Origin of the sequence: Variovorax sp. MHTC-1 (genome assembly GCF_003984645.1) — a bacterium.
Classification (GTDB): Bacteria; Pseudomonadota; Gammaproteobacteria; order Burkholderiales; family Burkholderiaceae_C; genus Variovorax.
Genome location: NZ_RWKI01000004.1, coordinates 64111 through 87001 on the forward strand (window position 1 = coordinate 64111; position 22891 = coordinate 87001).

Consider the following 22891-nt stretch of genomic DNA (forward strand, 5'->3'; position numbering starts at 1 on the left):
AGTCGCATCACGTGACGGCGCGTGCGGGCGGTCCCTTGAGCTCGATCACGTTGCCTTCCGGATCGCTGAGGTAGATGGAAGGCCCTTCGCCCTCGGCGCCGTTTCGGGTCGCCAGCGGGCCGGCTTCGACCTCGTGGGCTTCGAGGTGGCGGCGAATGGCGGCTTCGTCGAAGGGCTCGACGCGAAAGCAGAAGTGATCGAGGTTGCGCCCCTCCTTGCCCGGCGCAGCACCGCCGGCGCGGCCGAGTTCGCCGTCCACGGGAACGAGGTCGACGAGCGAGCGCCCGGCGCGGAGCTGAACGAGGCCGATGGCATCGAGCCGCCGCTCGATGGTGCAGCCGAGCACCTCGCAGTAGAAGCGAAGCATCCGGTCCAGATCGATGACGCGCAGGACGAGGTGGTCGATGTCGCGGATGTGGATCATCGTGTGCTCCAGGTGGATGGATCGCCGGTCGATCGCGTGCGCAGCATGAGCAGGGCAGGGCCGTCGGGCGTCATGACTTCTTCGCGCGCAACGAAGCCGGCCTTCGCGTAGCTGCGGATGGCGCGCCCGTTGTCCGGCGAAGGATCGGTTTGCACTTTGCTGACCTCGGGGTCCAGCAACAGGCGGTCGACGAATGCGCGCACCATCGCGCTGCCGAGGCCCGCTCCGAGCTCTTCCGCGTTGGCAAGGAACTGGTCGATGCCGCGCGCACCGGGGTCGGTTTCCTCCGCCCACCAGCCGTCGCCGGAACCCATGACCACGTAGCACTGGATGAAGCCGATGGGGCGAGCTCCGAGCAGGGCGATATAGCCGCGCGTCGTGTCGCGGCCGGCGACGGTCAACGGCGCGAACTCCTCTTCGACCTCGGCTCGCGTGGGGGTGGGTTGCCACCATTCGCTGACGTGCGGACGGCACAGCCATTCGTGAAGCATCGGAAGGTCCGCCATCTCGAGCGGCCGGAACGACAGGGATTCAGACGGTTTCTGGCTCATGGTGGATCACATGTTCGAACGGAAGCGCGGGCGACGCCAGCGCCCGCGCCAGGAACGACGGCCGGATATCGAGTTCGCGAAGTCTTGCGCAGGCGAACCACGCGAAGGTCAGCGCGAGTTCGCCCTCGCTGCCCACGAAGGGCCCAGGTCCTGCGAGCAGGCGCGAACCCGGGGAGAGCTCTGCCAGGAAGTACAACCCGACTTCGTGGTGCTCCCGCCCGCGGTAGTTGAAGAAGTTCTCCACCACCCACAGCATGCGTTCGCAATGCACGGTCTCCGCCAGTTCTTCCTGCAGCTCGCGCACGACTGCAGCGGCAGCGGTCTCGCCGGGCTCGACCCGTCCGCCGGGCACCGACCAGAACGGATCGCCCTCGATGCGGTGCAGCAGCACAGCGCCCTCGTGCAGCACGACCGCTGCGGCGCGCAGGTTGAAGCGATGCGTGTCGGCGTCGAAAGAGATCATGGCCGCCGGCGGAACGCGTCCGCTCAGGACTCCCCCCTGCCCCTGACCTCCGCCACCACTCGCGCATGCCGCTGAAAGCTCCAGTACGCGCTGGCCCAGTCCATCAGCACCACGATGCGGTTGCGGAACCCGATCAGGAAATAGGCGTGCGCGAACAACCAGAACAACCAGGCCAGCCGGCCCGAGAAACGCAGCGGCCCGAAGGGCGTGCCGAGGTCGACCACCGCCGAGTTGCGGCCGATGGTCGCGAGGTTGCCGTAGTCGCGGTAGCGGAAGGGCACGGTCTCCTTGCCCGCGATCCGGCGCAGGATGTTCGCCGCCGCGGCGCGGCCCATCTGCTTGGCGCCGGGCGAGACGCCGGGCACCGGCTTCGGCTCCTTGCCCGGCCGGTGGCTCATGGCGGCCGCGAGATCGCCGACCACGCTGATGTCCGGATGGCCAGGCACGCTGAGGTCGGGCAGCACCTTGACGCGGCCGGCGCGGTCGGTCTCGGTGCCGGTCGCCTCACCCAGCAGCCGGCCCAGCGGCGAGGCGGCCACGCCGGCGGCCCAGATCACGCAGTGGCAGTCGATGCGGTGGCTGCCGGCGCCGGCACCGCCGTCGCTGAAGGGCGATTCGACCGTGAGCCCGGTCTCGTCGATGGCCGTGACCTTGGCATTGAGGCGCACCTGCACGCCGAGCTTCTGCAACTGCTCCAGCGCGCGCTGGCTCAAGCTTTCGGGCATGGCCTGCAGCACGCGCGGGCCACCCTCGATCAGCAGCACCTCGGCGCTGCCCGGATCGATGCGGCGGAACTCGCCTTCCAGCGTGTGGCGCGCGATCTCCGCCAGCGTGCCGGCCATCTCGACGCCGGTGGGGCCGGCGCCGATCACCGCGAAGGTCAGCAATGCACGGCGCCGCACCGGGTCGGCTTCGATCTCGGCGGCCTCGAAGCTCATCAGCACGCGGCGGCGGATCTCGAAGGCATCGGCCAGCGTCTTGAGGCCCGGCGCCATCCGGGCCCAGCCGTCGTTGCCGAAGTAGCTGTGGGTGGCGCCGGCCGCCACGATCAGGTGATCCCACCCGAGGCGCGTGCCGTCGGCCAGCTGCACCTCGTGCGCAAGCGGATCGATGTGCGCGACTTCGCCGAGCAGGGTGGTGATGTTGGGCTGGCGGCGGAACAGGAGGCGCACCGGCGCCGCGATCGAGGGCGCCGCCAGCCCGGCGGTCGCCACCTGGTAGAGCAGCGGCTGGAACAGGTGGTGGTTGGTCTTGTCGACGATGGTGACGTCGACATCGGCGCCCTGCAGCTTTCGCGCCGCCTCCAGGCCCCCGAAGCCGCAGCCGACGATGACGATACGGGGGCGGCTGGAAGGGGTTGTCGTACTCATCCGGCGGATGATACGCAGGGCTCTGGCACGCGCCAGCGTCTTGTGCCAAAGTGTCGCGTTCGACTGCGCGGGCTTGTCCTACGGCGCCTGCCTGCCTCCATGGGCTAAAACCTTTCGATCCAAAAATTGGAGACCCGATGAACCTCATCCGGCCGGCCGCGCCCGCTGCAGACGCGCTGCGCGATCAGTTCCAGGCGGTGCGTGCGCAAAGCCTCGCGCTCGCGGCGCCTCTCTCGGCCGAAGACCAGTGCATCCAGTCGATGCCCGATGCCAGTCCGACCAAATGGCACCTGGCCCACACCACCTGGTTCTTCGAGACCGTGCTGCTGCAGCCGCATGCGACGGGCTACCGCATCTTCGATCCGCGTTTTCACTATCTCTTCAACTCCTACTACGAGGCGCTGGGGCCGCGCCATCCGCGCCCGCAGCGCGGGCTCCTGACGCGGCCTTCGCAGGGCGAGGTGCACGCGTACCGGCGCCACGTCGACGAGGCGGTGCAGGCGCTGCTCGAGACGGCGGGCGAGGGCGGGAATTGGGATGCGATCGCGGCGATCGTCACGCTCGGCCTGCATCACGAGCAGCAGCACCAGGAGCTCATCGTCACCGACATCCTGCATGCGCTGTCGTGCAACCCGCTGCTGCCCGCGTACCGGGCCGCGGCAGGGCCGGCGCTGCGGCTCGCCTCGGTGCCGCCACCGATGCAATGGCTGCCGCAGCCAGGCGGGCTGCTCGAGGTCGGCCACCGTGGCGACGGCTTCGCCTTCGACAACGAGACGCCGCGCCATCAGGCGCTGCTGCGGCCCTATGCCATCGCCGACCGGCTGGTGAACTGCGGCGACTACGCGCAGTTCATCGCCGACGGCGGCTACCAGCGGCCCGAGCTCTGGCTGTCCGATGGCTGGGCCGCAGTGCAGGCGCAGGGCTGGCGCTGTCCGGCCTACTGGCTCTCGCCCGACGATCCGCGGCTCGCCCACCAGGGCACGACCGCTGGCTGGCAGGTCTTCGGCCTGCACGGCGTGCGGCCGCTGGAACCCGAGGCGCCGGTGGCTCAGCTGAGCTTCTACGAAGCCGCGGCCTTCGCCGAATGGGCCGGTGCGCGGCTGCCGACCGAATTCGAATGGGAGGCCGCCCATGACGCGCCCGGCATCACGCAGATGAGCGGCCACGTGTGGCAGTGGACGCGTTCTTCCTACGACCCGTATCCGGGCTTTCGCCCGCTCGCGGGCATCGCGGCGGAGTACAACGGCAAGTTCATGGTCGGCCAGCTGGTGCTGCGCGGCGGCAGCGTCGCCACGGCCGAAGGGCACACGCGCCCCAGCTACCGCAACTTCTTCCCGCCGGCCGCGCGCTGGCAGTTCTCCGGGCTGCGGCTCGCGAAGGAGCTCTGATGGGCAATCCTGCATTCAACCTCCACGCGTTCCGCACCGCGCAGCGGGCCGCGCCGCTTTCCAATTTCGGCCGCGAGCTGTTCGCGGGCCTGAGCCGTCCGGCGCGCAGCATCCCGCCGAAGTTCTTCTACGACGTCGCGGGGTCGGCGCTGTTCGACCGCATCTGCGAGCTGCCCGAGTACTACCCGACGCGCACCGAGCTTCGAATCCTCACCGAGTGCGCCTCCGAGATCGCGGCCCAGATCGGTCCGAAGGCAGAGATCATCGAATTCGGCGCCGGCTCGCTCACCAAGGTGCGGCTCCTGCTCGACGCGCTCGATGCGCCGAAGCGCTATGTGCCGATCGATATTTCCGGCGCGCATCTCGAAGCGGCGGCCGAGCGCCTGCGCGACGACTATCCGCGGCTCGCGGTGCAGCCGCTCGTGGCCGACTACACCATGCCGCTGGTGCTGCCCGCGCGCGGCGAAGGCATGGGCCAGCGCGTCGGCTTCTTTCCCGGCTCGACCTTGGGCAACTTCAGTCCCGATGAAGCGCTCGCCTTCCTGCAGCTGGCCCAGCGCCTGCTGCGCGGCGGCGGCCTGCTGCTCGGTGTCGACCTGGTCAAGGACCCGGCACTGCTGCATGCGGCCTACAACGATGCGCAGGGCGTGACCGCGGCCTTCAATCTCAACCTGCTGCGGCGCGCCAACGCCGAGCTCGACACCGACTTCGACCTCGACGGCTTCACGCACGCGGCCTTCTACAACGCGCCGCTGCGGCGCATCGAGATGCATCTGGTGAGCCGCCGCGCGCAGACCGTCACGCTCGACGGCCAACGCTTCTCTTTCGACGAAGGCGAAACCATCCACACCGAGAACTCGCACAAGTTCACCGTCGATGGCTTGCGTGCGCTCGCGGTGAAGGCCGGCTTCAGGCCGGCCGCGGTATGGACCGATCCCGAGCGCCTGTTCAGCGTCCACTGGCTGCAATCGCCCGCGGCACAATGAGGCCCTGTCCGCGCTCCGCGGGCATGGAGACCTTGTCATGAAAGCAACCTGGAACGGCGTCACCATCGCCGAGAGCGACGACACCGTGCTCGTCGAGGGCAACCACTATTTCCCCATGAGCTCGCTCAACCGCGACCACGTGACCTTCAGCAACCACAAGACCACCTGCCCCTGGAAGGGCAGCGCGAGCTACTACTCGCTGCTGGTCGACGGCGAGCTCCACACCGATGCCGCCTGGTACTACGCCGACCCCAAGCCCGAAGCCGAGATGGTGCGGGACCGCGTCGCCTTCTGGAAGGACGTGAAGGTGACGGAGTGAGCGGCGGCCTCTTCAATCCGCCCTTCACGCCGCCCGATCGACTCGTCGCCGCCTTGCGTCAGGACGGCTACGCCATTCTGAGTCCGCAGGGCGTGGCCGAGTGGCAGGGGTTCTCGCTCGCCGAATTCGATGTGCTGTGCGGCGACTGGGATCAGCTGCCGCCCGACGACTACCTGAAGGACGGCGGCCGCTATCGCACGCGGCGCCATGCCTGCTTCACGGTCGACGACGCAACGCTCGAACAGGTGCCGCACCGCGCGCACTGGCAGCCGGTGGAATACAACGCGCTGCACGGCGGCATGCAGCGCTGGTTCGCGCCGATGGAAGCGGGGACGCTGGCGCAGCCCGCGTGGCAGCGCCTGATACGGGGTCTGGGCAGCGTGGCGAGCGGCCTGCGCGGCACGCAGCGCTGGTACGTGGAGGCGCACCAGTTCCGCATCGACACCGCCGACGGCATCGGCCGGCCGACGCCGGAAGGCGCGCACCGCGACGGCGTCGACCTGGTGGCGGTCGCGCTGGTCCGGCGCCACAACATCAAGGGCGGCGAAACGCGCGTGTTCGAGGCTGCGGGCCGCCGCGGCGAACGCTTCACGATGACCGAGCCCTGGACACTGCTCCTGCTCGACGACGCGCGCGTGATCCACGAATCGACGCCGATCCAGCCGCTGGTGGAGGGTCAGCCGGGCTGGCGCGACACCCTGGTCGTGACCTGCCGCGCCGGCGCATTTCAAGGCGATTGACGCCACCTGCCGGGCCGTAGCCGTCCTACAGTCCGGCCCTCTCCCTGGATGTAAATTCGGGGTCCGGCTTGCCTGCGAGCCTTGCGAACGAAAGAGGTCTGCCATGTTCAATCACATCCTGGTCCCGATCGATGGATCCGAAACGTCGATGCTTGCGGTCAGCAAGGCCAGTGGACTGGCGCTGGCCTTCGGCAGCCGCATCACCCTGATCCACGTGGTGGACAACTATCCCTTCATCGGCGTGGGCGCCGACTATGCGCTCGGCCAGAACGAATACCTTGCAGCCGCCACCAGCAGCGCCAATGCGGCGCTGGCGCGCGGCGTCGCTGCGCTGGCGGCCGAGGGGCTGCACAGCGACCAGCGCGTGATCGACGGCCACGTGGTGCACGAAGGCATCGTCGACACCGCGGAGGCAATCGCGGCCGACCTGATCGTGATGGGCTCGCACGGGCGCTCCGGTATCGAGAAGCTGCTGCTCGGCAGCGTGACGCAGCGCGTGCTGCAGGATGCCAAGATCCCCGTGCTGGTGGTCAAGGGCTGAAATGCTGCTCACCCCCAGGCTCCCCCACTTCGTGTGGTCCGCCAACCCCCTCACCGGGGGCAACACCAGCGGCCCGGCAGAGCCGGTTCCGCGGTGTTTCCCGACTGACATACGCAGCTTGATGCGCTGCGGGTCGCGCATCGTGCGGCGGAGCACCTGAGGAGGAGAGCAGGGCTTTCAGCAAAACGGCGGCGGACTTTCGAAGCGGCGCATCCGCCCGTCGGCAGGGTGCTCGAATTCGAGCGCACTCGCGTGCAGCAGCAGCCTGGCCGCGCGCTGCCGCACTTCCTCGCCGCCGTAGAGCGCGTCGCCGAGGATCGGATGGCCGATCGACAGCAAATGAACCCGCAACTGATGGCTGCGGCCGGTCAGCGGCTCCAGCCACAGGTGGCTGGCATGGCGCTCCGCCAGCTGGCGCTTCACGCGCCATCGCGTCTGGCTGGGCTTGCCTGATTCGAGGTCGATCTTCTGCAGCGGCCGGCGTGGCCAATCGGCGGCCAGGGGCGCGTCGATCAGCGCCCATTCATCGGACAGCGGCAGCAGCCCGTCGACGATGGCTTCGTACACCTTGTGCATGCGCCGCTGGGCGAATGCATCGCCCAGCGCGCGCTGCATCGCCGGGCTGCGCGCCATCAGCACCAGGCCGCTGGTGGCCATGTCGAGCCGGTGCACCACCCGCGCATCGGGCCAATGCGCGACGGCGCGCGCGCTGAGGCAGTCCTGCTTGTCCTCGCCGCGGCCGGGCACGCACAGCAGGCCGGCCGGCTTGTCGAGCACCAGCAGATGGGGGTCTTCGTGAATCACGTTGAGTGAAGTCGTCACCGAGCGAGTCTAGGAGCCTTTGGCGCTCGGCTATCCTCGACGCGATGTCCGCCCGCGCCGCCTCGCCGAATTTTTCCGATCTCACGCGCGAGCGGCCCTTCATGCGGTTGTGGACTGCGCGGCTGTTCGGCAGCGCGGCCGCCCAGATGCAGCTGGTCGCGATCGGCTGGCACATGTACGAGCTGACCGGGAGCGCCTGGGACCTCGGCCTGGTCGGGCTCTACCAGTTCGTGCCGGCGCTGCTCTTGGCCCTGCTCGCGGGCCACGTCGTCGATCGCCACCATCGCGGCCGCATCGTCTCTGCCTGCCTGGCGGTGCAAGGCGTGGTCGCGCTGGTGCTGCTCGGCGCCGTCTACACGCAGCAGGACTCGCGCGGACTGCTGCTCGGACTGTCGCTGGTGCTGGGCGCGGTGCGCGCCTTCCAGATGCCGGCGCAGCAGGCGCTGACGCCGCTGCTCGTGCCGCCGCTGATGCTGCCGCGCGCAATGGCCTTCAGCTCGGCTGGCATGCAGGGCGCGATCATCGGCGGGCCGGCGCTGGGCGGCCTGCTGTTCGTCGCGGGCACGGGCGTGGTGTACGGCGCGAGCCTGCTGTTCTTTGCCGTCGGCAGCGTGCTGCTGGCGCGCCTGCGCTACGACCATGCGCCGGCGCCGCGCGAGCCGGTCACGCTCGCCACGGTGCTGGCGGGCGTGAACTTCATCTGGAATCGCAAGCCCGTGCTCGGCGCTGTCTCGCTCGACCTCTTCGCGGTGCTGCTCGGCGGCGCAGTCGCGCTGCTGCCGATCTTCGCCAAGGACATCCTGCACACCGGCCCCTGGGGACTGGGCCTGCTGCGCAGCGCGCCGGCAGTCGGCGCGCTGGCCATGTCGATCATGCTGACGCGCCGGCCCATCGAGCGCCACGTGGGGCGCACGCTGCTGATGGCGGTGGCGGCGTTCGGGCTCTGCATGATCGTGTTCGGCTTCTCACGGAGCTTCCTCGTCTCGCTCATCGCGCTCGCGGTCTCGGGCGGGGCCGACATGGTCAACGTCGTGATCCGGCAGACGCTGGTGCAGCTCGAAACGCCGGATGCGATGCGCGGGCGCGTGAGCGCCGTCAACTCGATCTTCATCGGCGCCAGCAACCAGCTCGGTGAATTCGAGTCGGGGGCCACGGCGGCGCTGCTGGGGCCGGTCGGCTCGGTGGTGACGGGCGGCGTCGGCACCGTGCTGGTGGCGCTCGCATGGTTCCGGCTCTTCCCCTCGCTTGCGCAGCGCGACCGGATCACCAGGTCAGAAGTTTGAGAATGCGTATGGGACATCGAGCGTGACATCGCCGATCGGCTCGGCCACGCAGGGCAGGATCCAGCCCTCGGCCTTCTCGTCGGCGCTCACGCCCGGCCACTCGATGCGGTAGCGGATCTCGCCGGCGCTCAGCTTGCAGATGCAGGTGCGGCAGGTGCCGTTGCGGCAGGAGCTCGGCAGCTCGATGCCGGCCGCATCGGCGGACTGCAGCAGCGTGAGCCCGGACTCGGTGTCGAAGTCGAAACCGCCGGGCTCGATGCGCGCCTTCATGGCGGCGTGCCGCGCGAGGCTTGGCGGCGTTCTTCGCGCAGCATGAAGAGGTAGAGGCTTTCCACCTTCTCGCGCGCCCACGGCGTCTTGCGCAGGAACTTGAGGCTGGAGGCCACGCTCGGGTCGCTGGTGAAGCAGCGCAGAGGGATCCGCTCGCCCAGGCCCTGCCAGCCATAGTGCGCCGCCAGCGCCGTCACGATGGCCTCGAGCGTGAGCCCGTGCAGGGGATTTCGGGGCTGCTGCGGCGCCGTCGTCACTTGTTCTTGAGTTTGCCGCGCGGGATCACTGCGGTGGTGATGGTGCGCACCGGCTCGATGCCTGCGCCCGGCGGCTTCGGCGGGGAGCTGTCCTTCTTGGGTTTCTTGGCTTCCTTGTTGCTGCGCTGCTGACTCTTTGCCATGGTGATTCTCCGGATGATTCGAAATGCAGGCGGGAAGTTTAGGGCCTGTGGACGCAGCGACAATACGGCCCTTTACCGCTCGTTCCCTGCATCCATGTCCGACTACGAAGTTCGCCCCGCCACGATGCGCGATGCCAAAGCCATCGCCGAAGTCCACGCCGCCGCCGCCCGAGCCGCCTACTCGGGCATCCTGCCCGAAGACCAGTTGCGCGCGCTGGCACCGTCCACGCGCGAGGCGAAGTGGCGCGAGGCGATCGAGTTCAGCGAGCCGCAGGTGCATGTGGCGGTGCTGGGCGAGGAGGTGGTCGGCTTCGTCGGCTTCGACCGATCGCGCGATGCCAAGACGCCTTCGACCACCGGCGAGATCTGGGCCATCTACGTCAAGCCCGAACACTGGGGCAAGGGCGTCGGTGTCGCGCTGTGGGACGCCGCGCGCGATGGCCTCGAGGATGAGGGCTGCACGCTGGTCACCATCTGGGTGCCGCTGCGCAACGACCGCGCGATGCGCTTCCACGAATTGGCCGGCTTCAAGCGCGAGATGAAGACCGCCAAGACGACCTCGATCGGCGGCATCAAGATCGAAGAGATCCGCCTCAAGAGAAACGTCTAAAAGAACAACCCGATGGCCACCAGTCTGCTGCTCCTGCTCGACGACATCGCGACCGTTCTCGACGACGTTTCCATCCTCACCAAGCTTGCCGCCAAGAAGACCGCCGGCGTGCTGGGCGACGACCTGGCGCTGAACGCGCAGCAGGTCTCGGGGGTCAAGGCCGAGCGCGAGCTGCCGGTGGTGTGGGCGGTGTGCAAGGGCTCCTTGATCAACAAGGCGATCCTGGTGCCCGCGGCGCTGGCCATCGGCACCTGGCTGCCCTGGCTGGTGACGCCGCTCCTGATGATCGGCGGCGCCTTCCTGTGTTTCGAAGGCTGCGAGAAGCTCGCGCACAAGTTCCTGCACAAGGAGGAGCACGCGGCCGAGGTCTCGAAGCACGAGCGCGCAGTCGCCGATCCGGCGATCGACGTGGTCGCGGTCGAAAAGGACAAGATCAAGGGCGCGGTCCGCACAGATTTCATCCTCTCGGCGGAAATCATCGCGATCACGCTGGGCACGGTGCAGGGCCAGCCTTTCGTGACGCAGCTGAGCGTGCTGATCGGCATCGCGCTGCTCATGACCGTCGGCGTCTACGGCCTGGTCGCGGGCATCGTGAAGCTCGACGATGCCGGGCTCCACCTGAGCCAGCGCGGCGACGCGGGCTCGCGCGCGCTCGGCCGCGCCATCCTCGCGGCGGCGCCCTGGCTCATGAAGGGCCTGTCCGTCGCCGGTACCGCCGCCATGTTCCTGGTCGGCGGCGGCATCCTGGTGCATGGCGTGCCGGCCCTGGGCCATGCGGTCGAGGCCTGGGCCGTGGACGCGGGCAGCCTGGTCGGCGGGCTCGGTTCGATGGGCCTCAATGCCGGCGTCGGCATCGTGGCCGGCGCGATCGTGCTGGGCGTGGTCGAGCTCGTGAAGAAGGCGTTCAAGAAGCGCTGAGTTCCCCGGCCGCCGCGGCCACGCGGCGCGCGATCGCCTCGACGCCTTCGTCCGAGAGATCGTCGGCGCGCAAGACCTGCCGTTCGTCCCAGCGCGCGAAATGGCTGGCCTGCGATCGCTTGTAGGCCGGGTCGTAGTGAAGCGCGGTCAGCTCCGCGAACAGCGAAGGCAGGTCGCGCTCGGCTGCCCACTGCTGCCAGCGTGCGATCACGGCCTTGCCGTGCAGCTCCTTCAGCATCGCGAGCTGGCGCGAAAGCGCTTCCGGATCGTCGCCGAGGTAGGCGTAGTCGCGCAGCAGGTAGGCCAGGCGCGCCTCGGGTGTGGCGTCGATCTCGATGACGCGGCTCGCGCGCATGCGCTCCACCAGCGCCGTCGGCACGTTGAGGCGGCCGATGCGGCGGCTCTCGCCCTCGACGTAGAGCGGCTTTTGCGGATCGATGCGGTCCAGCAGCTCGGCGATGCGCGTCTCGAAGGCGGTCTGCGACGGCTGCGGCACGCCGGGCAGGGCGCCGAGCAGCGAACCCTTGTGGGCGGCGAAATTTTCGAGGTCGAGCACCTGCTCGCCCTGCGCCGCCATGGCCTGCAGCACGCGCGTCTTGGCACTGCCGGTGGCGCCGCACAGCACATGCAGCTCGAGCCGCGGGCACAGGGTCTCGATCTGCGTGATCACGTGGCGGCGCCAGCTCTTGTAGCCGCCCGCGAGCTGCTGCGCGTCCCAGCCCACGAGGCGCAGCCAGGTCGTCATCGAGCCGCTGCGCAGGCCGCCGCGCCAGCAATAGATGAGCGGCTTCCAGTCGGCCGGCCGGTCGGAGAACCGCTCCTTCAGGTGCCGCGCGATGTTCGCGGCCACCATCGCACCGCCGACCCGGCGCGCCTCGAAGGCCCCCTGCTGCTTGTAGAGCGTGCCGACGATGCGGCGCTCCTCGTCGTCCAGCACCGGGCAGTTGATCGCGCCGGGGATGTGATCGAGCGCGAACTCGGCCGGCGAGCGCGCATCGATGAGCGTGTCGAAGCGGTCGCGGTCGCCGACGCGCACCGGGTCGCGCATCAACGGCCTCCGGACTTTTTCACGCGCTGGAACAGGTCGACCGCGACCAGCGCCACGCCGAGCACCAGCGCGAACCAGCCGACCACGTAGGCCCCGCCGATGGTTTCGCGCCAGGCGGGCGACTGCAGGAAGTGCGGTGCGAGCAGCACCGCCGCGCCGATGAGGATGCACATGAGACCGCGCTCCAGCATGCGCGGCGCTCTGGGAGATCTGGAAACCATGCCCCGAGTTTACGGGGCGGCCTTGCGCACCGACTGCAGGCGATCCGGGCCGATTCCGTGAATTACTTCCTTAAGAAATGTAAACCTAAGAACTACAGTCTTAAGTATTCATTTTCATAAGGAAGAAGCGCATGAACCGCGTTTTCCGCGTGGTCTGGAATCCTTCCCAAGGGATCTGGGCCGTGGCCTCCGAGCTGGCGCGCGGCGTCGGCAAATCGGGCACCAAAGCACCCCTCGTGGCCATGGTTCTGCTGGGCATGGCCGGTACAGCCGCCGCCGATTGCGCCAGCAGCGGCAGCAACGCCATCACCTGCAGCGCCGGCGCGCCGGAGACCTTCGTCGTCATCGGCGGCTACGACGCCACGCCCGGCGGCTCGGTGGACGTGCAGCCCAACGCGGTGATCAGCACCATCGACCTGCCCGCCATCAGCATGGGCGACAACGGCACGATCCTGATCCAGCGCGATGCCACGGTGCAGAACAATGCGGCGGGCAGCGCCAACGGCCACTACGGCACCGGCGCCAACACCATCGAATTCCGCTCGGGCACCACTCTCACTGTCGAGGAGGGCGCCAAGGTCCTGTCGAACGGCACGGCCCACAACGCCGAGGCCGTCAACGCGCACGGCAGCGCCAACCTGATCGTCAACCACGGCGAAATCCGTTCGCAAGCCGGCGGCGCGGCCATCTGGTTCGAATCGTCGGACGGCGCGAACACGGTGGTCAATGGCGCAAGCGGCGTCATCGAATACAAGGGCGGCGCTGGCAACATCATGGGCGTCGCCGGCACCATGGCGATCGCTTTCACCAACCAGGGGCAGCTCATTGGCTCGCTGAACTTCGCCAATGCGAACGACACGTTCAACGTCCACACCGGCTCGTCGATCACCGGCAGCATCGACGGCGGCGGCGGCAGCAACCTGCTGACCCTGAACGGCAGCGGCAGCGACACCTTCGCGCAGACGCTGTCGAACTTCCAGACGCTGGTGAAGAACGACAGCGGCACCTGGACCTTCGCCAACGCGCTGCCCGGCTCGGGCATCACCAGCACGCGGGTGGCCGGCGGGACGCTGATCCTCGGCGCCGACGCCAGCGGCTACACGGGCAGCATGACAGTGGACGCGGCCGGCATCCTGCAGACCAGCGCGCAGTTCGCGCCGCTGGCCATCGCCGACAACGGCCTGGTGCGCTTCGCGCAGCCCGACGACGCGACTTACACCGGGCTGCTGTCCGGCACCGGCGGCATCGAGAAGACCGGTGCCGGCCGGCTGACCTTGACGAGCGACCAGGCGATCAGCGGCACCACCACCATCAGCGCCGGCACGCTGCAGCTCGGCGACGGCGGCACCACCGGCATGGTGAGCGGCCCCATCGTCGACAACGCGGCACTGGTCGTGAACCGGTCGAATGCCGTCGGCTTCGGCGCGCCGATCAGCGGCACGGGCAGCGTCACGCAGCTCGGCACCGGCACGACCACCTTCACGGCCGACAACAGCTATACCGGCGGCACCATCATCACGGGCGGCACGCTGCAGCTGGGCAACGGCGGCACGAGCGGCAGCGTGGTGGGCGACATCGTCAACAACGCGACGCTGATCGCGAACCGCTCGAACACCTTGAACCTGACGGGCGCCATCAGCGGCAGCGGCTCGCTGCGCCAGGTGGGCAGCGGCACCACGGTGCTCTCGGGCGCCAACAGCTACAGCGGCGCGACCATGGTCGCGGCGGGCGCCTTGAAGGCCGGCGCCGACCACACCTTCAGCGCCGCCTCCGCGCACACCGTGGCCTCCGGCGCGACGCTCGATGCCGCGGGCTTCCACCAGCGCGTCGCCTCGCTCGACAACGCGGGCACCGTCAACCTGCTGAGCGCGGCGGCGGGCAGCACGCTCACCGTCACCGGCGCCTACGTCGGCAACCGCGGCGTGCTGCAGCTCGGCACGGTGCTCGGCGGCAGCAGCAGCCTGAGCGACCGCCTGGTGCTGAGCGGCCCCGCTGCCAGCGCGAGCGGCAACACCACGGTTCGCATCACCAATCTCGGCGGCCTCGGCGCCCAGACCACCGGCAACGGCATCGAGGTGGTGAGCGCGCGAAACGGCGCCACCACCACCGCCCAGAGCACGCGCGACGCCTTCGCGCTGGCCGACGGCCACGTCGATGCGGGCGCCTACGAGTACCGCCTGTACGCGGCGGATGCGCAGGGCGCCGGCGAGAACTGGTACCTGCGTTCCGAGACCACCATCGCGCCACCGGTGGCGCCCGTGGATGCGGATGCGCCGACCACCACGACCGCGGACAGCACCGTCAAGCTGGCCCTGCCGCTGGTGACCGTGCCGACCTATCGCGCCGAGGTCCCGCTGTTCGCCGCACTGCCGGCGCAACTGCGCCAGGCCGACCTCGGCATGCTCGGCAACCTGCACCGCCGCATCGGCGATGAGGCGGCCGCGGCGCCCGGCGACGCCGGCCAAGCCGCGCCGCGCCGCGCCTGGGCCCGTGCCGTCTACAGCGACCTCGACATCGGCCAGGTGGGCGTCGCCAGCGCACACAGTCGCGGCCATGTGAGCGGCCTGCAGGCCGGCACCGACCTGCTGGCCATCGGCAACTGGCGCGCCGGCCTCTACGTCGGCTTCCTGGACGGCGGCGCCGGCGTGAGCGGCAATGCGCGCGGCACCCTTGGGCGCGTCGGCAGCACCGACTTGCAGTCACGCTACCTCGGCGGCTACGCCACCTGGATGGCGGCGAGCGGCCTGTACGCCGACGCGGTGCTGCAAGCCGGCCGCCATCGCAGCACCGTGCGCCCCGACGGCAACCCGAACGCCTCGGGCAAGGCCGAGAGCCTCACGGCCTCGATCGAAGCCGGCAAGTCTTTCCCCCTGGCCGCGAACTGGACCCTCGAGCCGCAGGCGCAGCTCATCTACCAGCGCACGCGCTTCGACGACGTGCTGATCGGCGGCGCGGCCGTGCGCCAGCATGCCGACGGCGGCTGGATCGGCCGCCTGGGCGCACGCATCAAGGGCGACATCGCCACCGGTGCCGGGCGGTTGCAGCCCTACGTGCGCGCGAACCTGTACCGCGCGAGCGGCGGCACGGACGTGGCCGAGTTCATCGGCCCGGCGGCCACCACCCGCATCGCCAGTGCGAGCGGCTACAGCTCGGGCGAAGTGGCGGGCGGCTTCACGCTGGCCGTGACGCCCGCGACCAGCATCTACGGCGAAGTGGGGCGCGTCTTCGCGCTTGGCGGCGATGCACGGGTGAAGTCCTCGGTGCAAGGCTCGGTGGGCGTCAAGCTGCGCTGGTAGATCTGGTAGGTCTGGTGGATGGGTTTTCGCGGGCCCGAGGCGCGCGGCGGTGTTTGGGTTCAAATATCGCTTCCGCGTCCACCCGCCATATCGCCGACCATGGGATCCATCCGCCACCGCCTCCTCGCCGCTTTCGCACGAACGCTCGCCCCCTTTCTGCTGACCGTCGGCGCGGCCGGCGCAGCCGCTCAGCAGCAGGATGCCGACCGCTTCCCGGCCGCCGCCATGAACTTCCTCGGCACCGAGCTGCCCGCGATGGATGCGGCCGTCGCCAACAAGGACCGCGACTACTTCGAGGAAGCGATGGGCCGCATGCTCGACTTCTCCGACAGCTGGGGCTTCAAGACCCGCGCCAACCCGGCGCTGGCGCGCTATTCGATGTGCACCGAGGCGGTGACCGAGTTCCTCGTGGTGGGCCTGTGCCGCTTCAAGCTCTCGGCCGAGACCTGCCAGCCGACCCTCAACACGAACTTCAACAACAACCTGCAGCGCTGCCGCGAGCTGGCCGCGCGCAACTGAGAAGAGACGCCATGGACTACGCCCGCTACCAGACCCTCGCGATCACGCGCCGCGGCGACGGCGGCGCGGTGCTCGACATCCAGATGCGCGCGCTGAACGGCAAGCTGCCCACCGCGGGCCATGACGGCCACCGCGAGCTGGCCGAGATCTGGCGCGACGTGTCGGCCGACGACACGGTGCGCTGTGCCGTGCTGCGCGGCGAGGGCATGGGCTTCTCGGGCGGCGGCGACCTGGCGATGGTCGAGCAGATGAGCACCGACGACGCCACGCGCGTGCGCGTGTGGAAGGAAGCGCGCGACCTGGTCTACAACCTGGTCAACTGCGACAAGCCGATCGTCAGCGCGATGCACGGGCCGGCCGTGGGCGCCGGCCTGGTGGCGGGCCTGCTGGCCGACATCTCGATCGCGAGCAAGGGCGCGAAGATCGTCGACGGCCACACGCGGCTGGGCGTCGCGGCCGGCGACCATGCGGCAATCGTCTGGCCCCTGCTGTGCGGCATGGCGAAGGCCAAGTACTACCTGCTGCTGTGCGAAGCGGTAAGCGGCGAGGAGGCCGAGCGCATCGGCTTGGTCTCGCTCGCGGTCGAAGAGGCCGAGCTGCTGCCGCGCGCCTACGAAGTCGCCGACAAGCTGGCCGCCGGCAGCCAGAGCGCGATCCGCTTCACCAAGTACGCGCTCAACAACTGGCTGCGCCTGGCCGGCCCGAGCTTCGACGCCTCGCTGGCGCTCGAGTTCATGGGCTTCGCGGGGCCCGACGTGCGCGAAGGCGTGGCTTCCTTGCGCGAGCGCAGGGCGCCGCGCTTTTCCTAGGCGTTCTTCAGGCCCTGCACGGTCTGCAGCAAGGCGGTGCGCGCCTGGCCCAGCACCATGCCTTTCCACTCCTCGTTGTCGCAGTAGAAGGCGTCGCGCAGCTGCTGGCGAATGCTGCGCTGCTGTTCGGCCGGCGCTTGCGCGTGGCTGCGCAGCCAGGTGTCGGCGCGCAGGCGGTTCAGCACCTCGAGGTCGGGCAGAGTGCCGAACTCCAGGCCCATCAGCGCCACGCTGGCCTGCGGGCATTCGTCGTAGACCGCCGAAACCACCGGTCCCGACACGTCGGCCGATGCCGACTGGCCGTCGAAGGGCGCGAACACGTCGGCGCCCCACCAGGCCCGCGCCTGGGCCAGGCCGTCCGGGCGCCCCGGGTAGATCTTCTCGCCGTGGCCGTAGGGCCCGAGGCCGGTGTGGATGTCGATCCAGCCGATGTGCGTGGCGGCGCCGCCGAACTTGCGCAGGATGCCGCGCACGGTGCGGTTGCTCCACGACGGCGCCTGGCCGCCGTAGAACAGCCCGTCGGGCGCGACGTATTGGCCGGTCGTGACCGCGGCGCGGTAAGCGCGCAGGCCATGCTTGTCGATGTAGGCGGCCATCGCAGCCTCGTCGGCGGCGCTGGGCGGCCAGGTGGCCGGCAGCACGAAGGGCTCGACCTCCGCATAGGCCGCATTGCCAGGCAGCGGCGCATCGAAGTCGATGTGGTTGCGGTTCAGGTCGATGTTGTCTTCGTTGGTGCGGTGCAGGTGCGAGAAGCCGTGCGGATTGATCGCATGCACAAGCAGCAGCCCGACGCCCGCCTGTTCGATGCGCGAGAGCAGGTCGTCATCGTGCAGCGTCGCGATCTGGCAGGCCGAGCCGCAAAAGCCCTCGGGCCCGTGCGTGCCGGAACTGACGATCAAGAGCCGGGCCGCGCCCGGCGTGCCGAGGTAGGCCGTGTCGGTCGCCAGCGTTTCGCCCAGGGCGCCGCGATGGGCTTCGAGCACGAAGGATTCGACGGCCGCGCCGCGCGCCGCGGCGGCGTCGAGGAACTTGCGGCGGGCTTCGGCATAGCTGCCGGAGAAACAGCGGGCGGCCGCGCTGCTATGCACGGGCGGTCCTCGAAGAAGGTTCGACGTCCGGCCGGTGGGCCGCGGCGTCGTCGATGTCCTTGCCGGTGAAGTCCTTGAGCCACAGCAGGCCGATGAAGGACACCAGCGTCATCGCGAACAGGTACCAGGCCGGCGCCAGCTTGCTGCCGGTGGCGTTGACCAGCCAGGTGCTGACGAAAGGCGAGAAGCCGCCGAACACCGAGACGCCCACGCTGTAGACCAGCGACATGCCGCTCGCGCGCACGTGCTTGGGGAACATCTCCGGCAGCATCGTGATGGCGGGCACGGTCTGCACCACCAGCGCGATGCTCAGCAGGCCGACCACGGTGAACAGCACGGCCGGCGTCGGCGACATGTTGAGCCACAGGAAGCCCGGATAGATCAGCAGCATCAGCGCGACGCGGCCCCAGACGATCAGCGGCTTGCGGCCGACGCGGTCGGACAACAGACCAACCAGCGGCGAGAGCGCGAAGGACAGGAGCCCGGTAAGCGCGGCGCCGAACAGCGCCACCGTCGGCGGCAGCCCCAGTTGGCGCACCGCATAGGTGGGCATGTAGAAGGTCACGACATAGGCGGCGGCGGTGCCGCCGGTGATGGCGAGGATCGCAGACAGCACCGTCTTCCCATGCTCGCCACACACCTCGGAGAGGCTGCTGCGGCGCGGCGCCGCACAGGCCGGCTCGACCTCGACGTCGAGCGATTCCTCGAGGTGGCGGCGGATGTACATGCCCACCGGCGCGATCAGCATGCCGAGCACGAATGGCACGCGCCAGCCCCAGCTCTCCATGCCCTGTGGCCCGAGCGCGAAGGAGAGCCCGCCCACCACAGCGGCGCCGAGCAGGATGCCCAGGCCCTGGCTCGCGAACTGCCAGCTCGCCAGGTAGCCGCGGTTGGCCGGCGTGGCGTGCTCGACCAGCAGGGTGGTGGATGCGCCCACTTCACCGCCGGCCGAGAAGCCCTGCAGCAGCCGCGCCAGCACGATGAGCACCGGTGCCGCGACGCCGATCTGCGCATAGGTGGGCGCGACGGCGATCATGGCGCAGCCCAGCGCCATCAGGAAGATCGTCAGCGTCATCGCCTTCTTGCGGCCGGCGCGGTCGGCATAGGCGCCGATCACGATGCCGCCCAGCGGCCGCATGATGAAGCCGACGCCGAAGGTCGCCACCGTCAGCAGCAGCTGGCCGTAGCTGTCGAAGGTCGGGAAGAAGAGTTTGCCGATTACCAGGGCCAGAAAGCCGTAGACGGTGAAGTCGAAGAACTCGAGCGCGTTGCCGATGGTGGTGGCCACGATGGTCCTGCGCCGGCTGATCGGCGTGATGGAAGGGGTCACATGAACTCCTGTTGTTGTTGGCGCATCGCGCCGGATGCTAGCAGCCGGTGGCGACAAGTGCCGCAGGCGAGGCACACTCGCGGCATCCAGGCAACCAAGACTTTTGATCATGTCCCTCGCTCCCATCGAAATCGAAACCGGACCCCAACCCACCGCCACCGTGCTCCTCATGCACGGCCTCGGCGCCGACGGCAATGACTTCGTGCCGATCGCCAATGAGCTCGACCTGTCGGCCGTCGGGCCGGTGCGCTTCGTGTTCCCCAACGCGCCGGTGATTCCGGTCACCATCAACGGCGGCTACCGCATGCCGGCCTGGTACGACATCGCTGGCGCCGACCTCGTGAAGCGCGAGGACGAAGCCGGCCTGCGCCGTTCGCAGGCCGCGATCGAGGCGCTGATCGCGAACGAGAAGGCCCGCGGCATCGCGGCGAGCCGGATCGTGGTCGCCGGCTTCTCGCAGGGCTGCGCGATGGCGCTCCTGACCGGACTGCGCCATGCCGAGCGGCTGGGCGGCATCGTCGGCCTGTCGGGCTACCTGCCGCTGGCTGCGACGACGGCCGCCGAGCGCCATGCGGCCAATCACGACACGCCGGTCTTCCTGGGCCACGGCACGCGCGACGGCGTGGTGCAGATCGAGCGCGCCCGGGCCTCGCGCGACGCGCTGGCCGCGCTCGGCTACGCGGTCGAATGGCACGAGTACCCGATGGAGCACTCGGTGTGCATGGAAGAGATCGCCGATCTCAACCGCTTCCTGCTGCGCGTGCTGGCCTGAGGTTCGTATGCCGGAAGGCGCTTTTGCCTAGCAGAACGGGCATTTCGGCTCTAAATACCGCCGCCAGCAAGCCGCACGCGACCGTGCTACCTTCCGCCCCACAACGATTCACGGGTCATAACGACATGAGCAAACTGCACGAGCGCCTGGGAGCGCTCACACCCGCGCGACTGAAGGGAGTCCGCAGAGGCATCGAGAAGGAGAGCCTGCGCGCCGAACCCGACGGCATGCTGGCGCTGACGCCGCATCCGGCCGCGCTCGGCTCGGCGCTTACCCACCCGCACATCACCACCGACTTCAGCGAGTCGCAGCTGGAGCTCATCACCGGCGTGCACAGCGACGTGGAGGCCTGCCTGGCCGAGCTCACGCAGGTGCACCAGTTCACCTACCGCGTGCTTCATGAAGCCGGCGACGAACGGCTGTGGGTGTCGAGCATGCCCTGCGGCCTGCCGGCCGACGAGACCATCCCGATCGGGCGCTACGGCGCCTCCAACGTGGGGCGCGCCAAGAGCGTCTACCGCATGGGCCTGAGCCATCGCTACGGCCGGCGCATGCAGACCATCTCGGGCATCCACTACAACTGGTCGATGCCCGAGGTGTCGAGCGAGCAGTACTTCGCGCTGATCCGCAACTTCCGCCGCCACGCCTTTCTGCTGCTCTACCTGTTCGGCGCTTCGCCGGCGCTGTGCTCGAGCTTCGTGGCCGGCCGGCCGCACGAGCTGCAGCCGCTGGGCGAGGGCAGCATGCACATGCCGCACGGCACCTCGCTGCGCATGGGCCGGCTGGGCTACCAGAGCGAGGCGCAGGCCTCGCTGGCGGTGAGCTACAACAGCCTCGACGGCTACGGCGCCTCGCTGCAGGACGCGCTCACGCGGCCCTGGCCGGCCTACGAGGCCATCGGCATCCGCAATCCCGGCGGCGACTACAACCAGCTCGCCACCAGCCTGCTGCAAATCGAGAACGAGTTCTACGGCACCATCCGCCCGAAGCGCGTGATCTACCCCGGCGAGCGGCCGCTGCATGCGCTGCGCGAGCGCGGCGTCGAATACGTGGAGGTCCGCCTGATGGACCTCGATCCCTTCGAGCCGATCGGCATCGCCGCGCCGACCATGCGCTTTCTCGACGTCTTCCTGCTGCACTGCCTGCTGGCCGACAGCCCCTCCGACACGCGCGAGGAGATCGCCGAGCTGGCCCACAACCAGCACCTCACGGCGGCGCGCGGCCGCGAGCCCGGTCTCGCGCTGCAGCGCGGCGGGCGCGACGTGCCGCTCACCGAATGGGGTGCCGAGCTGCTGGAGCAGTTCGGCCCGATCGCTGCCGCGCTCGACGCCGCGCACGGCGGCACCCGGCATGCCGAAGCGGTGCGCGCTGCAGGGAAGGCCCTGGCCGACCCGGCCATCCTGCCTTCCGCGCGCGTGCTCGAGGCGATGGCGCGCGCGCACGACAACTCCTTCATCAGCTTCGTGCGGGCGCAGTCCGAACGCACCCGCACCGAGCTGCTGGCCTTGCCCTTTTCCGCCGAGGAGCGCGCGAACTTCGAGCGCATGACGCAGAGTTCGATCGATGCCCAGAAGGAGATCGAGGCCAACGACAGCATGCCCTTCGAGATCTACCGCGAGCAGTACGTCTCGCCCTTGCGCCTGGGCTTCAAGAATCACTGGGCGGAGATGCCGTCGCTCGCTATGACCCAGCCTGCGGCCTGGTGAAGCGGAACAGGTCCTTGGGGTCGCCTGCGGACGGCACGAGCTCGATGTCCCGGCCCGCGCCATGCTGCAGCGCGAGCGCGTGGATCAGGCGCAGCGCGGAATAGTCCTCCAGCGCGAACCCCACCGAGTCGAACACCGTCACCTGGTCCTCGCTCTGCCGGCCGGCCTCGGCGCCGGCGAGCACGCGCCACAGCTCGACCACCGGGAAGCCGGCGGCCATCTGCTGGATCTCACCCTCGATCCGCGTCTGCGGCTCGTACTCGACGAACACGCGTGCAGCGCGCAGCACGTCCGCATGCAGCTCGGTCTTGCCCGGGCAGTCGCCGCCCACCGCGTTGATGTGCATGCCGGGTTCCAGCATCTCGGGCGTGACGATGGTGGCGCGCGCCTTGCGCGCCGTCAGCGTGCTGACGATGTCGGCGCCGCGCACCGCTTCGGCGATGCTCGCGGCACGCTGCACCCGCAGGCCCGGAAAGGCCGCCAAGTTGCGCTCCAGCTTGTCCATCGCCTGGGCATCGATGTCGTGGATCCGAAGTTCGTCGATGCCCAGCAGCGCGTGGAAGGCCAGCGCCTGGAACTCGCTCTGGGCGCCGTTGCCGATCAGCGCCATGCGGCGCGATTGCGGGCGCGCCACGGCCTGCGCGGCCAGGGCCGACATGGCGGCGGTGCGCAGCGCGGTGGTCAGCGTGAGCTCCGACAGCAGCACCGGCTGGCCGGTCTCTACCTCGGCCAGCACGCCGAAGGCCATCACGGTCGGCAGGCCATGCGCCGTGTTGCCGGGGTGGCCGTTGACGTACTTGAAGGCGTAGCGCTGTCCGTTCGACACCGGCATCAGCTCGATCACGCCGAGCGCCGAATGGCTGGCCAGCCGGGCCGATTTGTCGAACTCGGGCCAGCGTAGGAAATCTTCCCGCATGGTGTCGGCCAACGCCTCCAGGAAGCGGGATGTTCCGAGGGCCCGAACCAGGCCTGCAAGCGCCTGGACATCTACGAAGCGTGTTGTTGTTGCCATGTCTT

General features: G+C 69.4%; 26 protein-coding genes. 13 read left to right on the forward strand and 13 right to left on the reverse strand.

What is annotated here, in order from left to right:
* Positions 1-7: 7 nt before the first annotated feature.
* The 4 genes from EJI01_RS08345 to EJI01_RS08360 are packed head-to-tail and all read right to left on the reverse strand — an operon-like array spanning position 8 to position 2808.
* Entirely contained in the window at positions 8-424 is a 417-nt protein-coding gene (locus tag EJI01_RS08345; RefSeq protein WP_126836658.1) for a VOC family protein, read from the reverse strand.
* Positions 421-975, reverse strand: coding sequence for a GNAT family N-acetyltransferase (locus tag EJI01_RS08350; protein WP_126836659.1), 555 nt, complete (start codon positions 973-975; stop codon positions 421-423). The genes EJI01_RS08345 and EJI01_RS08350 overlap by 4 nt, the downstream gene beginning before the upstream one ends.
* Positions 956-1438 carry an NUDIX hydrolase gene (locus EJI01_RS08355; protein WP_126836660.1) on the reverse strand — a complete coding sequence of 161 codons (483 nt, stop codon included), beginning with the start codon at positions 1436-1438 and terminating at the stop codon, positions 956-958. Before EJI01_RS08355 ends, EJI01_RS08350 begins: the two co-directional genes overlap by 20 nt.
* A gap of 23 nt (positions 1439-1461) precedes the next feature.
* Positions 1462-2808, reverse strand: coding sequence for an NAD(P)/FAD-dependent oxidoreductase (locus EJI01_RS08360; RefSeq protein ID WP_126836661.1), 1347 nt, complete (start codon positions 2806-2808; stop codon positions 1462-1464).
* Positions 2809-2945: 137 nt separating this feature from the next.
* On the opposite strand from EJI01_RS08360, the gene egtB reads away from it, so the two are divergent.
* The 5 genes from egtB (at position 2946) to EJI01_RS08385 (ending at position 6782) form a co-directional block, all read left to right on the forward strand.
* Entirely contained in the window at positions 2946-4196 is a 1251-nt protein-coding gene (gene egtB / locus EJI01_RS08365; RefSeq protein ID WP_126836662.1) for an ergothioneine biosynthesis protein EgtB, read from the forward strand.
* Positions 4196-5182 carry an L-histidine N(alpha)-methyltransferase gene (gene egtD / locus EJI01_RS08370; RefSeq protein ID WP_126836663.1) on the forward strand — a complete coding sequence of 329 codons (987 nt, stop codon included), beginning with the start codon at positions 4196-4198 and terminating at the stop codon, positions 5180-5182. The genes egtB and egtD overlap by 1 nt, the downstream gene beginning before the upstream one ends.
* 37 nt (positions 5183-5219) lie before the next feature.
* Positions 5220-5501, forward strand: a complete 282-nt coding sequence (locus EJI01_RS08375) for a DUF427 domain-containing protein (RefSeq protein WP_126836664.1) — start codon at positions 5220-5222, stop codon at positions 5499-5501.
* Positions 5498-6241, forward strand: coding sequence for a 2OG-Fe dioxygenase family protein (locus tag EJI01_RS08380; RefSeq protein WP_126836665.1), 744 nt, complete (start codon positions 5498-5500; stop codon positions 6239-6241). Before EJI01_RS08375 ends, EJI01_RS08380 begins: the two co-directional genes overlap by 4 nt.
* A 103-nt stretch (positions 6242-6344) precedes the next feature.
* Complete coding sequence (locus EJI01_RS08385) at positions 6345-6782, forward strand: universal stress protein (protein WP_126836666.1); 438 nt, start codon at positions 6345-6347, stop codon at positions 6780-6782.
* Positions 6783-6959: 177 nt separating this feature from the next.
* Here EJI01_RS08385 and EJI01_RS08390 read toward each other — a convergent pair whose 3' ends face one another.
* Positions 6960-7604, reverse strand: a complete 645-nt coding sequence (locus EJI01_RS08390) for an RluA family pseudouridine synthase (RefSeq protein WP_126836667.1) — start codon at positions 7602-7604, stop codon at positions 6960-6962.
* A gap of 101 nt (positions 7605-7705) precedes the next feature.
* On the opposite strand from EJI01_RS08390, the gene EJI01_RS08395 reads away from it, so the two are divergent.
* Complete coding sequence (locus EJI01_RS08395; protein ID WP_126836936.1) at positions 7706-8887, forward strand: MFS transporter; 1182 nt, start codon at positions 7706-7708, stop codon at positions 8885-8887.
* On the opposite strand, the gene EJI01_RS08400 is transcribed toward EJI01_RS08395, so the two are convergent.
* Genes EJI01_RS08400 through EJI01_RS28715 form a run of 3 tightly spaced genes read right to left on the reverse strand, consistent with a single transcriptional unit; the run spans position 8876 to position 9557 of the window.
* Positions 8876-9157, reverse strand: coding sequence for a 2Fe-2S iron-sulfur cluster-binding protein (locus EJI01_RS08400; protein WP_126836668.1), 282 nt, complete (start codon positions 9155-9157; stop codon positions 8876-8878). The genes EJI01_RS08395 and EJI01_RS08400 overlap by 12 nt on opposite strands.
* A complete protein-coding gene (locus EJI01_RS08405; protein WP_093102286.1) occupies positions 9154-9414 on the reverse strand; it encodes a VF530 family DNA-binding protein in 261 nt (86 codons plus the stop codon). Before EJI01_RS08405 ends, EJI01_RS08400 begins: the two co-directional genes overlap by 4 nt.
* A complete protein-coding gene (locus EJI01_RS28715; protein WP_170855465.1) occupies positions 9411-9557 on the reverse strand; it encodes a hypothetical protein in 147 nt (48 codons plus the stop codon). The genes EJI01_RS08405 and EJI01_RS28715 overlap by 4 nt, the downstream gene beginning before the upstream one ends.
* 94 nt (positions 9558-9651) lie before the next feature.
* Between EJI01_RS28715 and EJI01_RS08410 the strand changes: the two genes are divergently transcribed.
* On the forward strand, positions 9652-10167 hold the full coding sequence (locus EJI01_RS08410) for a GNAT family N-acetyltransferase (RefSeq protein ID WP_126836669.1): 516 nt from the start codon (positions 9652-9654) through the stop codon (positions 10165-10167).
* Positions 10168-10179: 12 nt separating this feature from the next.
* A complete protein-coding gene (locus EJI01_RS08415; RefSeq protein ID WP_126836670.1) occupies positions 10180-11085 on the forward strand; it encodes a DUF808 domain-containing protein in 906 nt (301 codons plus the stop codon).
* On the opposite strand, the gene mnmH is transcribed toward EJI01_RS08415, so the two are convergent.
* Positions 11072-12133 carry a tRNA 2-selenouridine(34) synthase MnmH gene (gene mnmH / locus EJI01_RS08420; RefSeq protein WP_126836671.1) on the reverse strand — a complete coding sequence of 354 codons (1062 nt, stop codon included), beginning with the start codon at positions 12131-12133 and terminating at the stop codon, positions 11072-11074. The genes EJI01_RS08415 and mnmH overlap by 14 nt on opposite strands.
* A complete protein-coding gene (locus EJI01_RS08425) occupies positions 12133-12306 on the reverse strand; it encodes a hypothetical protein (RefSeq protein ID WP_260602374.1) in 174 nt (57 codons plus the stop codon). The genes mnmH and EJI01_RS08425 overlap by 1 nt, the downstream gene beginning before the upstream one ends.
* 179 nt (positions 12307-12485) lie before the next feature.
* Here EJI01_RS08425 and EJI01_RS08430 point away from each other — a divergent pair, with 179 nt between their 5' ends.
* The 3 genes from EJI01_RS08430 (at position 12486) to EJI01_RS08440 (ending at position 16978) form a co-directional block, all read left to right on the forward strand.
* A complete protein-coding gene (locus EJI01_RS08430) occupies positions 12486-15650 on the forward strand; it encodes an autotransporter outer membrane beta-barrel domain-containing protein (RefSeq protein WP_126836673.1) in 3165 nt (1054 codons plus the stop codon).
* Positions 15651-15749: 99 nt separating this feature from the next.
* On the forward strand, positions 15750-16169 hold the full coding sequence (locus EJI01_RS08435; RefSeq protein ID WP_126836674.1) for a hypothetical protein: 420 nt from the start codon (positions 15750-15752) through the stop codon (positions 16167-16169).
* Positions 16170-16180: 11 nt separating this feature from the next.
* Positions 16181-16978 (forward strand): enoyl-CoA hydratase/isomerase family protein, encoded by a 798-nt coding sequence (locus EJI01_RS08440; RefSeq protein WP_126836675.1) that lies wholly within the window; start codon positions 16181-16183, stop codon positions 16976-16978.
* Here EJI01_RS08440 and EJI01_RS08445 read toward each other — a convergent pair.
* Together EJI01_RS08445 and EJI01_RS08450 are read right to left on the reverse strand one after the other, a co-directional pair.
* Positions 16975-18066: a M14 family metallopeptidase gene (locus EJI01_RS08445; protein WP_126836676.1), complete on the reverse strand. Its 1092-nt coding sequence runs from the start codon at positions 18064-18066 to the stop codon at positions 16975-16977. The genes EJI01_RS08440 and EJI01_RS08445 overlap by 4 nt on opposite strands.
* A complete protein-coding gene (locus EJI01_RS08450) occupies positions 18059-19396 on the reverse strand; it encodes an MFS transporter (protein ID WP_260602375.1) in 1338 nt (445 codons plus the stop codon). Before EJI01_RS08450 ends, EJI01_RS08445 begins: the two co-directional genes overlap by 8 nt.
* Before the next feature lie 109 nt (positions 19397-19505).
* Between EJI01_RS08450 and EJI01_RS08455 the strand changes: the two genes are divergently transcribed.
* Positions 19506-20168, forward strand: coding sequence for an alpha/beta hydrolase (locus tag EJI01_RS08455; protein WP_126836678.1), 663 nt, complete (start codon positions 19506-19508; stop codon positions 20166-20168).
* A gap of 125 nt (positions 20169-20293) precedes the next feature.
* Positions 20294-21874: a glutamate--cysteine ligase gene (gene gshA / locus EJI01_RS08460; protein ID WP_126836679.1), complete on the forward strand. Its 1581-nt coding sequence runs from the start codon at positions 20294-20296 to the stop codon at positions 21872-21874.
* Here gshA and EJI01_RS08465 read toward each other — a convergent pair.
* Positions 21849-22886 (reverse strand): ornithine cyclodeaminase, encoded by a 1038-nt coding sequence (locus EJI01_RS08465; RefSeq protein ID WP_126836680.1) that lies wholly within the window; start codon positions 22884-22886, stop codon positions 21849-21851. The two genes, gshA and EJI01_RS08465, sit on opposite strands and share 26 nt — an antisense overlap.
* Positions 22887-22891: the final 5 nt, after the last annotated feature.

Bases quoted from the DNA above. Each gene is read 5' to 3' on its own strand.
- EJI01_RS08345 (WP_126836658.1), bottom strand. From the start codon at position 424: ATGATCCACATCCGCGACATCGACCACCTCGTCCTGCGCGTCATCGAT.
- EJI01_RS08350 (WP_126836659.1), bottom strand. From the start codon at position 975: ATGAGCCAGAAACCGTCTGAATCCCTGTCGTTCCGGCCGCTCGAGATG.
- EJI01_RS08355 (WP_126836660.1), bottom strand. From the start codon at position 1,438: ATGATCTCTTTCGACGCCGACACGCATCGCTTCAACCTGCGCGCCGCA.
- EJI01_RS08360 (WP_126836661.1), bottom strand. From the start codon at position 2,808: ATGAGTACGACAACCCCTTCCAGCCGCCCCCGTATCGTCATCGTCGGC.
- egtB (WP_126836662.1), top strand. From the start codon at position 2,946: ATGAACCTCATCCGGCCGGCCGCGCCCGCTGCAGACGCGCTGCGCGAT.
- egtD (WP_126836663.1), top strand. From the start codon at position 4,196: ATGGGCAATCCTGCATTCAACCTCCACGCGTTCCGCACCGCGCAGCGG.
- EJI01_RS08375 (WP_126836664.1), top strand. From the start codon at position 5,220: ATGAAAGCAACCTGGAACGGCGTCACCATCGCCGAGAGCGACGACACC.
- EJI01_RS08385 (WP_126836666.1), top strand. From the start codon at position 6,345: ATGTTCAATCACATCCTGGTCCCGATCGATGGATCCGAAACGTCGATG.
- EJI01_RS08395 (WP_126836936.1), top strand. From the start codon at position 7,706: ATGCGGTTGTGGACTGCGCGGCTGTTCGGCAGCGCGGCCGCCCAGATG.
- EJI01_RS08400 (WP_126836668.1), bottom strand. From the start codon at position 9,157: ATGAAGGCGCGCATCGAGCCCGGCGGTTTCGACTTCGACACCGAGTCC.
- EJI01_RS28715 (WP_170855465.1), bottom strand. From the start codon at position 9,557: ATGGCAAAGAGTCAGCAGCGCAGCAACAAGGAAGCCAAGAAACCCAAG.
- EJI01_RS08410 (WP_126836669.1), top strand. From the start codon at position 9,652: ATGTCCGACTACGAAGTTCGCCCCGCCACGATGCGCGATGCCAAAGCC.
- EJI01_RS08415 (WP_126836670.1), top strand. From the start codon at position 10,180: ATGGCCACCAGTCTGCTGCTCCTGCTCGACGACATCGCGACCGTTCTC.
- mnmH (WP_126836671.1), bottom strand. From the start codon at position 12,133: ATGCGCGACCCGGTGCGCGTCGGCGACCGCGACCGCTTCGACACGCTC.
- EJI01_RS08425 (WP_260602374.1), bottom strand. From the start codon at position 12,306: ATGTGCATCCTCATCGGCGCGGCGGTGCTGCTCGCACCGCACTTCCTG.
- EJI01_RS08430 (WP_126836673.1), top strand. From the start codon at position 12,486: ATGAACCGCGTTTTCCGCGTGGTCTGGAATCCTTCCCAAGGGATCTGG.
- EJI01_RS08435 (WP_126836674.1), top strand. From the start codon at position 15,750: ATGGGATCCATCCGCCACCGCCTCCTCGCCGCTTTCGCACGAACGCTC.
- EJI01_RS08440 (WP_126836675.1), top strand. From the start codon at position 16,181: ATGGACTACGCCCGCTACCAGACCCTCGCGATCACGCGCCGCGGCGAC.
- EJI01_RS08455 (WP_126836678.1), top strand. From the start codon at position 19,506: ATGTCCCTCGCTCCCATCGAAATCGAAACCGGACCCCAACCCACCGCC.
- gshA (WP_126836679.1), top strand. From the start codon at position 20,294: ATGAGCAAACTGCACGAGCGCCTGGGAGCGCTCACACCCGCGCGACTG.
- EJI01_RS08465 (WP_126836680.1), bottom strand. From the start codon at position 22,886: ATGGCAACAACAACACGCTTCGTAGATGTCCAGGCGCTTGCAGGCCTG.